The organism is Thioalkalivibrio sulfidiphilus, from assembly GCF_000377945.1.
GTDB lineage: Bacteria > Pseudomonadota > Gammaproteobacteria > Ectothiorhodospirales > Ectothiorhodospiraceae > Thioalkalivibrio_A > Thioalkalivibrio_A sulfidiphilus_A.
The window spans coordinates 25,443-37,474 of the sequence record NZ_KB898926.1; the positions used below are offsets into that span (position 1 = coordinate 25,443).

Genomic DNA, 12,032 nt, shown 5'->3' on the forward strand with positions numbered 1-12,032 from the left:
AGGGGTCTTGCTTGATCCCGCAGGGGTGCGGTGAGTACCATGTCCCACTTGGTCTGGCCTCGGAGGTTTCGATGTTTCACGGCAGTATGGTGGCCCTGGTGACGCCCATGGAGGCAGACGGTTCCGTCTCCGACGCGTCCCTGGCGGAGCTGGTTGAGTTCCACATTCAGAAGGGCACCGACGCCATCGTCGCCGTGGGCACCACCGGCGAGTCCGCGACCCTGGATTTCGACGAGCACTGCGAGGTCATCCGCAAGGTGGTGGATCTGGTGGCCGGGCGCATCCCGGTGATCGCCGGCACCGGCGCCAATTCCACCTCCGAGGCCATCGAACTGACCCGCTGCGCGATGCAGGCCGGGGCCGATGCCTGCCTGCTGGTGACCCCCTACTACAACAAGCCCACCCAGGAAGGCCTGTACCTGCACCACAAGGCCGTGGCCGAGGCGGTGCCCATCCCGCAGATCCTCTACAACGTCCCCGGCCGTACGGCGGTGGACATGCACAACGACACCGTGGTGCGCCTGGCGGAGATCTCCAACATCGTCGGCCTGAAGGACGCCACCGGCGACCTGGACCGTGCCCGGGACCTGGTGGCCCGCTGCGGCGAGAAGATCGACCTCTACAGCGGTGATGACGCCACCGCCATGGAGTTTCTGCTGCTGGGTGGCAAGGGCGTGATCTCGGTCACCGCCAACGTGGCGCCCGCCGAGATGCACCAGATGTGCGAGGCGGCGATGCGCGGTGATCGCGCCGCCGCCGAGGCCATCAATGCCCGTCTCGACCTGTTGCACCGCAACCTGTTTCTGGAAGCCAATCCGATCCCCGTGAAGTGGGCCCTGGAGCAGATGGGTCTGATCCCCCCGGGGATCCGCCTGCCCCTGACCCGCCTGTCCGAACGCTTCCATGCCCCCGTGCGCGAGGCCCTCGCCGCCGCGGGCATCACCCTCAACGCCTGATACCCGAATCCATGTCCCTGAAGCCCTTGCTGTCCAAGTCGTTCCCTGTCCTTGTCGTTTCCCTCCTGGTCATCAGTCTGAGTGCCTGCGGCATGTTGGGCGACCGACGCGATACCGCCCATCACGACGCCACCAGCGGCCGTGCCCTGGAGGTGCCGCCGGATCTGCTGCCGCCGGAGGTGGACGCCACCTACCGCATCCCGGCCCGGGGCGATGGCCGCGTCAGCGCCGTGGAGGCCGAGCGCCGTCAGCAGCCTTCGGGCATCCTGGGCGCCGGAGTCCCCGCCGATGGCACCGTCGCCGAGGTGGCGCCCCGCGAGCTGGGCGATGTGGCCGTGCGCCGCGACGGCGCCGTGCGCTGGCTGGAGATCCGCGCCGAGCCCGAGCAGATCTGGCCCTCGCTGCGCGCCTTCTGGCAGGCGCAGGAGTTCGAGCTGCGCCGGGACGAGCCGCGCATCGGCATCATGGAGACCGACTGGAAGGAGACCCGACTGGGCGCGCCCGTGACCGGTTTCCGGGCCACCCTGGGCCGCACCCTGGGCACCCTCTACGACGCGGGTCTCCGCGATCAGTACCGCGTCCGACTGGAGCGGGAGTCCGAGGGCGTGACCGCCCTGTTCCTGAGCCATCGGGGCGTGGAGAGCGTGGCCACCACCCAGGAAGGCGCCGGCATGCGCTGGGTGCCGCGGCCCGCGGATCCCGAACTGGAGGCGGAGATGCTCACCCGCCTGCTGGTGTTCCTGGGCCAGGAGGATGCCGCGGCCCGCACCGCCCTGGATGCGGCCGATCACGGCACCCAGATACGTGAGCGCGAGGTGGATGGCCAGCCGGGCATCGAACTGAGCGGCGAGTTCACCTCCGTGTGGCGCCGGGTGGGCCTGGCCCTGGATCGCGCCGGCCTGCTGGTGGATGACCAGGACCGTAGCCGTCGCGTCTTCCACGTGACCTACAACCCCGACACGGCCACCCAGAGCGGCTTCTTTAGCCGCATGTTCCGGCGCGAGACCCTGGACGCGGGCGCCCGCTACCAGATCCACCTGGTGCAGGAGGGCGACTGGACCCGGGTGACCGTACGCAGTCGCGAGGGCGAACTGCTGCGGGCCCCCGAGGCGCGCAACGTACTGGTGCGCCTGCAGGAAGAACTGCGCTAAGCCCGCCCTCATGGCGGCGGGCAATCCGGTTCGGGGCATCCGTTTCGCCTCCCTGGGCAGCGGCAGCCGCGGCAACTGCCTGGTGGTGCAGGCGGGCCGCACCCGGGTGATGGTGGACTGCGGTTTCTCGGTCGCGGAGACCGAGCGCCGCCTGGCCCGCCTGGGCCTCGCCCCCGAGGACATCGACGCCGTACTCATCACCCACGAGCACAGCGATCACGTGGGCAGCGCCGCGGCCTTCTCGCGGCGCCACCGCCGCCCGGTGTGGTTGACCGCCGGCACCTACGATGCCCTGCGCGATACCGACTTCCACGCCCTGCGCATCATCCATGCCCACGAGCCCCTGGCCCTGGGCGATCTCGCCATTGATCCCTACCCGGTGCCCCACGATGCCCGGGAGCCCTGCCAGTTCCTGTTCAGCGACGGCGACCGCCGCCTGGGCCTGCTCACGGATGCGGGCTCGGTGACGCCCCACATGCGCCGGGTGCTGGATGGCTGTCACGCCCTGCTGCTGGAGTGCAATCACGATGTGCAGATGCTCGCCACGGGCCCGTATCCGGAATCCCTGAAGCGGCGCGTGGGGGGTGACTTCGGCCACCTGGCCAACACCCAGGCCGAGGCCCTGCTGGCGGAGATGGATACCGGCCGGCTCACTCACCTGGTGGCCATGCACCTGTCCGAGAAGAACAACACCGAGGCCCTGGCCCTGGAGGCCCTGTCACGGGCACTGGGCTGTACACCCCAGTGGCTGGACGTGGCGCGGCAGGAGGAGGGGTTTGGCTGGAGGATGGCCTGAAGTCGGAGCCAAGGGGGGTAAGTACGAAGTGTGAATTGGGAAGTAGGAATTGAAGTAAGAAGTGGGAATTTGGAAGTGCGAAGTAATGGCCGTTAATTCCTACTTCCCAATTCACACTTCGTACTTAGCTGTCCTTGTCCTTCTCGATCAGCGCATACGCCGAGTGGTTGTGGATGGACTCGAAGTTCTCCGATTCCACCGCGTAGGCGCGGATGCGCTCGTCGGCGTTCAGGCGGGCGGCCACGTCGCGCACCATGTCTTCGACGAACTTGGGGTTGTCGTAGGCACGCTCGGTGACGTGCTTCTCGTCGGGGCGCTTGAGCAGGCCGTAGAGCTCGCAGGAGGCCTCGCTCTCCACCAGGTCGATCAGTTCCTCGATCCACACGAACTCGCCCACCCGGGCGTTGATGGTCACGTGGGAGCGCTGGTTGTGGGCGCCGTAGTCGGAGATCTTCTTGGAGCAGGGGCACAGGCTGGTCACCGGCACCACCACCTTGATGTTCATCTGTGCCACGCCGTCGTGGATCTCGCCGATGAAGCTCACGTCGTAGTCCATCAGGCTCATCACGCCCGAGACCGGCGCGCGCTTGTTGACGAAGAACGGGAAGTTCATCTCGATGTGGCCGGAGCCGGCCTCGAGGCGTTCGGCCATCTCGTGCAGCATCTGCTTGAAGGACTGCACGGTGATCTCGTATTCGTGGTTGTTGAGGATCTCCACGAAACGGGACATGTGCGTGCCCTTGAAGTTGTGGGGCAGGTTCACGTACATGTTGAAGCGCGCCACCGTGTGCTGCTCGGCACCGGTCCGGTCGCTCACCCGCACCGGGTGACGGATGTCCTTGATGCCCACCTTGTTGATGGGGATCTGGCGGGTGTCGGCGCTGGCCTGCACGTCGGGCATGCCGCCGGAGATGGCCTTGGGTGCGATGTTGCTCATGGGATTCGTTGTCCTCGGTGTGTCCGGGGCAGTGTCGCTTTCGACACTAGTCTTCAGTGTAACGGACGCAGGCCCGCTCGGTTTCCCACAGGGTCAGCGCGTGCATGCGCCGGTGCGGGCCGTTGATTCTTGCCGCCATCTCCCGGAAGAACCAGGCGGCGATGTTCTCCGCCGTGGGATTGACCTCGGTGAAGGGCTCCAGTTCATTGAGATAGCGGTGGTCCAACCGCCCGGCGATCTCCCGGGCGATCTGCTTGATGTCCCGGAAGTCCATGCCCATGCCGATGTCGTCCAGGCGCGTGGCGATCACCTCGGCCTCCACCTTCCAGTTGTGACCGTGCATGCGCGCGCAGGCGCCGGGGTAGTCCCGCAGCGTGTGGGCGGAGGCGAAGTCGGTGAGGACCTTGAGGGTGTATTGGGCGGCCATGTTTACAATGTAATAACTTAGCAAATTACTTGGAGATTACCCGAGTGGGCGCGGACTGGCAATCGTCACGCCCGGACCGGGACGGTACGTCGTCCAGGCGCGCGCGCACGGCCGCGAGGATGCCCTCGGCATCCAGGCCGGCCTCGGAGAGCAGTTCTTCCCGGCTGCCGTGATCCTGGAAACGGTCCGGCAGGCCCAGGTGCAGCAGGGGCACGCTGATGCCCCGGGCGGACAGGCTCTCGGCCACGGCGCTGCCGGCGCCGCCGGCCACCACGTTGTCCTCCAGGGTCACCAGCAGGTCGTGGCCCTCGGCCATCTCCCGCACCAGGGCCTCGTCCAGGGGCTTGACGAAGCGCATGTTGACCACCGTGGCATCCAGGGGTTCCGCCGCCGCCAGCGCCGCCGGCAGCACGGCGCCGAAGGCCAGCAGGGCGACGCTCCGGCCCTTGCGGCGCAGTTGCGCCTTGCCCACGGGCAGGGTGTCCAGGCCCGGATCGATGGCCGCGCCCGGTCCCTTGCCTCGGGGGTAGCGCACCGCCGCCGGGCCGTCCAGGTGAAAGCCGGTGCTCAGCATGCGCCGGCACTCGTCCTCGTCGGCGGGGGCCATGACGGTCAGGTTGGGCACGCAGCGCAGGTAGCTCAGGTCGAAGCTGCCCGCGTGGGTGGGGCCGTCGGGCCCCACCACGCCGGCCCGGTCGATGGCCAGCAGCACCGGTAGGTTCTGGATGGCGATGTCGTGGATCAGCTGGTCGTAGGCCCGCTGCAGGAAGGTGGAGTAGATGGCCACCACCGGCTTGAGCCCGTCGCAGGCCATGCCGGCGGCCACGGTCAGGGCGTGCTGCTCGGCGATGCCCACGTCGTGATAACGCTCGGGGAAACGCTGGGAGAATTCCACCAGCCCGGAGCCCTCGCGCATGGCCGGGGTGATGCCCACCAGGCGCGCATCGGCCTCGGCCATGTCGCAGAGCCACTGGCCGAACACCTGGGTGTAGCTGGGGCTGGAGGGCGCCTTGCCGGCGGCCAGTCCCTGGCTGGGATCGAACTGCCCCACGCCGTGGTAGCCGCAGGGGTCCTGCTCGGCGGGCGCGTAGCCGTGGCCCTTGCGGGTGACCACGTGCAGCAGGCGCGGGCCGGGCAGGGCGCGCAGGTTCTTCAGGGTCTTCACCAGGGACGGCAGGTCGTGGCCGTCGATGGGCCCGTAGTAGTTGAAGCCCAGCTCCTCGAACAGGGTGCCGGGCACGATCATGCCCTTCATGTGCTCCTCGGCGCGGCGCATGAACTCGCGCATGGGGGGCATGTGGTCCAGCACCCGCTTGCTGCCCTCGCGCACCGTGGAATAGACCTTGCCCGAGAGCAGGCGCGCCAGGTAGTTGTTCATGGCGCCCACGTTGGGGGAGATGGACATCTCGTTGTCGTTGAGCACCACCAGCAAGTTGGCCTTCTGGTCGCCGGCGTGGTTCAGGGCCTCGAAGGCCATGCCCGCGGTCATGGCGCCGTCGCCGATGATGGCCACCGCGTGGCGGTCCTCGCCCAGCTGCCGGGCGGCCAGGGCCATGCCCAGGGCGGCGCTGATGGAGGTGCTGGAATGGCCCACGCCGAAGGTGTCGTAGGGGCTCTCGGCGCGCTTGGGAAAGCCGGCCAGGCCACCCTTCCTGCGCAGGCCGGGCATGGCCTCGCGGCGGCCGGTGAGGATCTTGTGGGGGTAGCTCTGGTGGCCCACGTCCCAGACCAGGCGGTCGTCGGGGGTGTTGAACACGTAGTGCAGGGCGATGGTCAGCTCCACCGTGCCCAGGTTGGAGGCCAGGTGCCCGCCGGTGCTGGAGACCGACTCCAGCAGAAAGGCGCGCAGTTCCCCCGCCAGGGCCTGCAGCTCGGCTGCGGGCAGTTCACGCAGATCCGAGGGCGACCCGATGCGGGACAACAGGGGATAGGACTCAGGCTGGCTCATCAGGGGCTTGCACGACGGGAAAGGGGTCAATTATCGACCCCGCCGGGGGAGTCATGCAAGAAATGGGGGAGGCGTGAGGGGATAGTGTAAGGCGTAAGGGGGAGACGTGAGGAGTAGGGGTTTTGCGCCTCGCGCCTGTCCCCTCTCCCCTCACGATCAGTGAATGCGCTCGACGATATACCGGGCGATCCAGCGTAGCAGGTCCGCCTCTGCTCCGAAGCCCTCCAGGGCGCCCAGTGCCTGATCCACCAGTTGGCGGGCAGTCTGGCGGGATTCCTCCAGGCCGATCAGGGCGGGGTAGGTGGGCTTGTTCAGGGCCTGGTCGGCCCCCTGGGTCTTGCCCAGGGTCGCGGTGTCGCCCTCCACGTCCAGGATGTCGTCGCGGATCTGGAAGGCCAGGCCCACGCACTTGGCGAAGCGGTCCAGGTTCTCCAGGCGGGCCTCGTCCACCTCGGGCGCGCTCAGGGCCCCGAGCAGGACGCTGGCGCGGATCAGGGCACCGGTCTTGTGCACGTGCATGTCTTCCAGCTGGGCGATGTCCAGCTGCTTGCCCACCGAGCCCAGGTCGATGGCCTGGCCGCCGGCCATGCCCCGGGACCCGGCGGCACGAGCCAGGGTTTCCATCATGCGCAGGCGCCGGGCCGGGTCGTCGAGCATGTCCGGGTCCATGGACAGGATCTGGAAGGCCAGGGCCTGCATGGCGTCGCCGGCCAGGATGGCCATGGCCTCGTCGAAGGCCTTGTGGCAGGTGGGCTTGCCACGGCGCAGGTCGTCGTTGTCCATGGCCGGCAGGTCGTCGTGGATCAGGGAGTAGACGTGAATCAGCTCCACGGCGCAGGCCGGGCCGTCCAGCCGCTCGGGCGCCACGCCCAAGGCTTGGCCTGCGCCATAGACCAGCACCGGCCGCACCCGCTTGCCGCCGCCCAGTGCCGAATAGCGCATGGCCTCGTGCAGGCGGGCGGGGTGGGTGGTCTCGGAAGGGATCCAGCGGTCCAGGGCCTGTTCCAGGCGCGCCCGCAGGGCGGAGATGTGCTGTTCCATGTTTGTCGGGTTCATTCGCCGTCCCCATCCTCGGCATCAGGCGTATCCAGGGGCACTTCTTCCCCCTCACCGGTGAGCAGGCGCACCTTCTGCTCCGCCGCCTGCAGGGCCTGCTGGCACTGACGCGCCAGGGCGATGCCCCGCTCGAACTCGGCCAGGGAGGCCTCCAGGCTCAGTTCGCCCTGTTCCATGCGTTCAACCAGGGCCTCCAGTTCCCCCAGGGCCTGCTCGAAATCCGCCGGTGCGGAAGGTGCGTTTTTCTTGGCCAAGGTCAATCTCCGCTAAAAGGGTCTAGAGTATAAAGAAAGGGTCTCGGCATGACAGCCGGGCAGGCCCGGGCTTGAAATCAGGCCCGAATGCCACCAAGGAATCGGATGGCTTGTGAAGTCTCCTCTGCAAGTCCCCTCGGGACCGGCCGGAATGGGCCGTTGCCTGTTGACAGTGATTTAGACTTGGTCTAATTTATCGGCACGATTTAGAACGATTCTAAATCGTGCGTTTTCCCACTCAACCCACAGTTTGAAGATGGAGAACCACTATGGAACTCAAAGGCAGCAAGACCGAGCAGAGCCTGAAGGAGGCCTTTGCTGGCGAATCCCAGGCCAACCGCCGTTACCTGTACTTCGCATCCAAGGCTGACGTGGAAGGCTATAACGACGTCGCCACCGTGTTCCGCTCCACCGCCGAAGGTGAGACCGGCCACGCCCACGGCCACCTGGAATACCTGGAAGCCTGCGGCGACCCCGCCACCGGCCTGCCCTTCGGCAGCACCGAGGCCAACCTGAAGACCGCCATCGCCGGCGAGACCCACGAGTACACCGACATGTACCCGGGCATGGCCAAGACCGCCCGTGAAGAGGGTTTCGACGAAGTGGCCGACTGGTTTGAGACCCTGGCCAAGGCCGAGCGCTCTCACGCCAACCGCTTCCAGAAGGCCCTGGATTCCCTGGGCTCCTAAGCGGCACCCGCCAGGGCCGGTTCGCCGGCCCTGGTTTTTTCCCCTACAGAATTCATCCAAGGCAGCCAGCAAGAGAGGCCGAGATGTCCGCACCGATTGAAGGTCAGAGAGAAGGAAGCCTGGAAGCGCCCACCCGTCACCCCCTCAATTGGCGCGACCCGGAGTTCTACAACGAGGAATCCCTGTTCACTGAACTGGAGCGGGTGTTCGACATCTGCCACGGTTGCCGCCGTTGCGTGAGCCTATGCAATTCCTTCCCCACCTTGTTCGACTTGGTGGACGAATCCGAGACCATGGAAGTGGACGGCGTGGCCAAGGAGGACTACTGGAAGGTGGTGGATCACTGCTACCTGTGTGATCTGTGCTACCTGACCAAATGCCCCTACGTGCCCCCGCACCCGTGGAACCTGGACTTCCCCCACGTGATGCTGCGCGCCAAGGCCGTGCGCTACAAGAAGGAAGGCGCCAAGGCGAGCCACAAGCTCATGTCCTCCACCGACACGGTCGGCAAGCTCGCCGGCATCCCGGTGGTGGCCCAGGCGGTCAACGCCGCCAACAAGATGAAGCCGGTGCGCAAGGTGCTGGACAAGGTGATGGGCGTGCATCCCGACGCCATCCTGCCCGAGTACCACAGCAACACCGGGCGCAAGCGTCTGAAGAACCACAGCTCCAGTAACACGCCCGAGGCCGTGGGCCGGACCCGGGGCCAGGTGGCCCTGTTCGCCACCTGCTACGGCAACTACAACGAGCCGCACATCGTCGAGGACCTGGTCAAGGTCTTCGAGCACAACGGCATCCCCGTGACGCTCGCCGAGAAGGAGCGCTGCTGCGGCATGCCGAAGCTCGAGCTGGGTGACCTGGAGGCCGTCGAAGACGCCAAGAACCACAACATCCCGGTGCTGGTGAAGGCCATCGACGCGGGCTACGACATCGTCGCCCCGGTGCCCTCCTGCGTGCTCATGTTCAAGCAGGAACTGCCGCTCATGTACCCGAATGATCCGGACGTGCAGAAGGTCAAGGCGCACATCTTCGATCCCTTCGAGTACCTGATGATCCGGCAGAAGGAAGGCAAGATGAACACCGAGTTCAAGGAAAAGCTCGGCAAGATCGCCTACCACGCCTCCTGCCACCTGCGCGTGCAGAACATCGGCCTGAAGACCCGCGAGGCCCTGGAACTGGTGCCCGGCACCGAGATCGACGTGATCGAGCGCTGCTCCGGCCACGACGGTACCTACGCGGTGAAGAGCGAGTTCCACGAGATCTCCATGAAGATCTGCCGCCCGGTGGTGAGCCGGGTGCAGAAGGCCGAGGCGGATCACTACTCCAGTGACTGCCCCATGGCCGGCCACCAGATCGAGAACGGCCTGGACGGCGACATGGCCCCAGAGCATCCGCTGACCCTGCTGCGCAAGGCCTACGGTCTGTAAGGCGGGAAACGACGAGCAAAGGAGAAGACAGATGGCGAACGAAGGCTATCACGAGCCCATCGAGGAGCTGAGCGACGAGACCCGAGACATGCACCGGGCGATCGTCTCCCTGATGGAAGAACTCGAGGCGGTGGACTGGTATCAGCAGCGCATCGATGCCTGCAAGGACGAGGAACTCAAGGCGATCCTCGCCCACAACCGGGACGAGGAAAAGGAACACGCCGCCATGGTGCTGGAGTGGATCCGTCGTCGCGACAAGACCTTCGACAAGGAGCTGCGCGACTACCTGTTCACCGACAAGCCCATCACCGGCCTGGAACACGAACACAAGGGCTGAGGGCTGCCGAGCAGCGCCGATCGAACGGCCGGCCCGGAAGCGCCCTGGCCCCAAAGCCAACAATGAGGTGATTTCATGATGGACAAGCTGACCCGAGACGATCTGTATTCCCTGGAGAAGTATGCCGAGGTGCGCCCCCAGTTCCGCGCCGAGGTGATGAAGCACAAGCGTGACCGCATCGTCCCGGTGGGTCCCAACGTGACCCTGCATTTCGAAGACCGGCTGACCATGCAGTACCAGATCCAGGAGATGCTGCGGGCCGAGCGTATCTACGAGTCCGAGGGCATCATGGAGGAGCTGGAGGCCTACAATCCCCTGATCCCCGACGGCAGCAACTTCAAGGCCACCATGATGGTGGAATTCGATGACGTGGAAGAGCGCAAGGTCGCCCTGGCCAGGCTCATCGGCATCGAGGACAAGACCTGGGTGCAGGTCAGCGGCTTTGACAAGGTCTATGCCATTGCCGACGAGGACATGGAGCGGGACACCGAGGAGAAGACCTCCTCCGTGCACTTCATGCGCTTCGAGCTGACCCCCGAGATGGTCAATGCCGTCAAGTCCGGGGCCGCCATCAGCGTCGGTATCGACCATGACAACTACCGCCACCAGGTGGAACCCCTGCCCCAGGGTATTCGTGATTCTCTCGCCAAGGATCTGGCATAAAAAACTGTGGTGATTGGAGCACTGGAAGTCGGGGCCGTAAGGCCCCGTTTTTTTGTGTCAGTACTTTGTACTTTGTGCTTTGTACTTTGTGCTTTGTGTATGGCTTGGGCAAAGACCTGCCGAGGACGGGTAGTGATCAGGCGCGCTGGCGCGGTTTCATGCCGTGCTGGATGAGTCCCTGCAGCAACAGGTAGAGCAGCAGCCCATTGACCATGTGCCAGAGGAAATGGGTGCCGAAGGGCAGGGCGTTGCAGAGGAACAGGTCCGCGATACGAAACCCCAGGGACAGGGCGAACAGGCCGCTGCACAGGAGCAGGCGTTGCCACAGGGGATGCCTCCAGAGATGCAGCCACGCGGCCATGCCGAGCAGGAACAGCAGTACCGGCAGGTAGCCCACGGACTCGTTCAGAGCCCCCGCCGGCAGGATGCCCATGGTTGCCAGGGTCACGAGCTGGTAGAGGACGACCACGCCCAGGATCCCAAGCCAGGAAAGACCCGCGATGCGCCACAGGAAGCTGACGAGAAAGGTGTGGATGAACACCACGATGGGACCCGCATCCAGCAGGTAGGCCCAAGGCGCGGCCACGGTATGCCAGAGCAGACTGCCGACGCCGATCACGGCCACCAGCACGATCAGCGTCCCGATGTCCGGCTGGGACTTCCAGGAGGTGCCGGGCTGCCTGCGCCACGCACGCCAGGCCATCCAGGCGGCGATGAGGAAGGCGGCATTGGTGATGGCGTTGAGGGGCTCGGCCCAGAGCCCTTCGGCGCTTCGCTCGCAATATTCCGGCAGTCTCATGCCGCAGTAGAAGGGTGGTGAGACGTGCGGGCTAAAGGACCAGCTTCTCCTTGATCTTGTCCACGCCCGCCTTGGCGCAGGCATCATCCACCTCACCGCTCGGTCCACCGGACACACCGATGCCGCCGACGATGGACCCGGCCTGTTCGATCAGCACGCCGCCGCCGAGCACCACCACGCCGGGCAGGTCGCGGATGCCGCTGGAAGGCTGGCCTGGCTGGGAGATGTCCATCAGGTCGGTGGTGTTGGTGCGAAAGCTCACTGCCGTCCAGGCCTTGCCGATGGCCGTGTCAGGGGTGTGGGCGCCGGCGAAACGATCGCGCAGAAGCACCTGGACATTGCCGCCACGGTCCACCACCGCAACGGCCACCTGGACGTTCTGGCCGCGGCAGTGCTCGAGGGCCGCCTGTGCGGCCTCCAGGGCCACTTCGGGAATCAGCACGGGGTAACTGAAGGTGCCCCGTTCCTGGGCAATAACAGATGTTGATGCCACGGCCGCCAGGGCGGCTGAGATCAGCAGGGTGCGCATCATGGTCCTATCCTCCTCGTCGCCGGCAGGTGTCGGCGCATGCCAGGGAGTCTAGTCCCGATG

At 66.0% G+C, this 12,032-nt stretch carries 14 protein-coding genes; 7 read left to right on the forward strand and 7 right to left on the reverse strand.

The features are described 5' to 3' along the window. Window positions 1-71: 71 nt before the first annotated feature. The 3 genes from dapA (at window position 72) to D580_RS0103425 (ending at window position 2,903) form a co-directional block, all read left to right on the forward strand. A complete protein-coding gene (gene dapA / locus D580_RS0103415) occupies window positions 72-956 on the forward strand; it encodes a 4-hydroxy-tetrahydrodipicolinate synthase (RefSeq protein ID WP_018953036.1) in 885 nt (294 codons plus the stop codon). 92 nt (window positions 957-1,048) lie between these two features. Continuing rightward, window positions 1,049-2,107, forward strand: a complete 1,059-nt coding sequence (gene bamC, locus D580_RS0103420) for an outer membrane protein assembly factor BamC (protein WP_231363482.1) — start codon at window positions 1,049-1,051, stop codon at window positions 2,105-2,107. A gap of 10 nt (window positions 2,108-2,117) precedes the next feature. Beyond that, complete coding sequence (locus D580_RS0103425) at window positions 2,118-2,903, forward strand: MBL fold metallo-hydrolase (RefSeq protein ID WP_018953038.1); 786 nt, start codon at window positions 2,118-2,120, stop codon at window positions 2,901-2,903. Window positions 2,904-3,027: 124 nt separating this feature from the next. Here D580_RS0103425 and folE2 read toward each other — a convergent pair whose 3' ends face one another. From folE2 to D580_RS0103450, 5 genes are all read right to left on the reverse strand, one after another. Further along, the gene (gene folE2, locus D580_RS0103430) at window positions 3,028-3,840 is read right to left on the reverse strand and encodes a GTP cyclohydrolase FolE2 (RefSeq protein ID WP_018953039.1); all 813 of its coding nucleotides are present in this window, start codon (window positions 3,838-3,840) and stop codon (window positions 3,028-3,030) included. A 46-nt stretch (window positions 3,841-3,886) separates the two neighbouring features. Further along, window positions 3,887-4,267: a 6-carboxytetrahydropterin synthase QueD gene (gene queD / locus D580_RS0103435; protein WP_018953040.1), complete on the reverse strand. Its 381-nt coding sequence runs from the start codon at window positions 4,265-4,267 to the stop codon at window positions 3,887-3,889. A 25-nt stretch (window positions 4,268-4,292) separates the two neighbouring features. Then, a complete protein-coding gene (gene dxs, locus D580_RS0103440) occupies window positions 4,293-6,215 on the reverse strand; it encodes a 1-deoxy-D-xylulose-5-phosphate synthase (protein ID WP_018953041.1) in 1,923 nt (640 codons plus the stop codon). Window positions 6,216-6,371: 156 nt separating this feature from the next. Then, window positions 6,372-7,271, reverse strand: a complete 900-nt coding sequence (ispA, locus tag D580_RS0103445; protein WP_155999693.1) for a (2E,6E)-farnesyl diphosphate synthase — start codon at window positions 7,269-7,271, stop codon at window positions 6,372-6,374. Continuing rightward, complete coding sequence (locus D580_RS0103450; RefSeq protein ID WP_018953043.1) at window positions 7,268-7,525, reverse strand: exodeoxyribonuclease VII small subunit; 258 nt, start codon at window positions 7,523-7,525, stop codon at window positions 7,268-7,270. Before D580_RS0103450 ends, ispA begins: the two co-directional genes overlap by 4 nt. Window positions 7,526-7,794: 269 nt before the next feature. Between D580_RS0103450 and D580_RS0103455 the strand changes: the two genes are divergently transcribed. The 4 genes from D580_RS0103455 to D580_RS0103470 all read left to right on the forward strand — a co-directional run bounded on the left by D580_RS0103455 (window position 7,795) and on the right by D580_RS0103470 (window position 10,641). Continuing rightward, window positions 7,795-8,214 (forward strand): rubrerythrin family protein, encoded by a 420-nt coding sequence (locus tag D580_RS0103455; protein WP_018953044.1) that lies wholly within the window; start codon window positions 7,795-7,797, stop codon window positions 8,212-8,214. 83 nt (window positions 8,215-8,297) lie between these two features. Continuing rightward, the gene (locus tag D580_RS0103460) at window positions 8,298-9,641 is read left to right on the forward strand and encodes a heterodisulfide reductase-related iron-sulfur binding cluster (protein WP_018953045.1); all 1,344 of its coding nucleotides are present in this window, start codon (window positions 8,298-8,300) and stop codon (window positions 9,639-9,641) included. 31 nt (window positions 9,642-9,672) lie between these two features. Then, window positions 9,673-9,978 carry an encapsulin-associated ferritin-like protein gene (locus tag D580_RS0103465; protein ID WP_018953046.1) on the forward strand — a complete coding sequence of 102 codons (306 nt, stop codon included), beginning with the start codon at window positions 9,673-9,675 and terminating at the stop codon, window positions 9,976-9,978. Window positions 9,979-10,053: 75 nt separating this feature from the next. Beyond that, complete coding sequence (locus D580_RS0103470) at window positions 10,054-10,641, forward strand: DUF3501 family protein (RefSeq protein ID WP_018953047.1); 588 nt, start codon at window positions 10,054-10,056, stop codon at window positions 10,639-10,641. Between the two features lie 136 nt (window positions 10,642-10,777). Here the strand turns inward: D580_RS0103470 and D580_RS0103475 are convergent, their stop codons facing one another. Then, window positions 10,778-11,440 carry a ceramidase domain-containing protein gene (locus tag D580_RS0103475; protein WP_018953048.1) on the reverse strand — a complete coding sequence of 221 codons (663 nt, stop codon included), beginning with the start codon at window positions 11,438-11,440 and terminating at the stop codon, window positions 10,778-10,780. A gap of 31 nt (window positions 11,441-11,471) precedes the next feature. Further along, window positions 11,472-11,972: a GlcG/HbpS family heme-binding protein gene (locus tag D580_RS0103480; RefSeq protein WP_018953049.1), complete on the reverse strand. Its 501-nt coding sequence runs from the start codon at window positions 11,970-11,972 to the stop codon at window positions 11,472-11,474. Window positions 11,973-12,032: the final 60 nt, after the last annotated feature.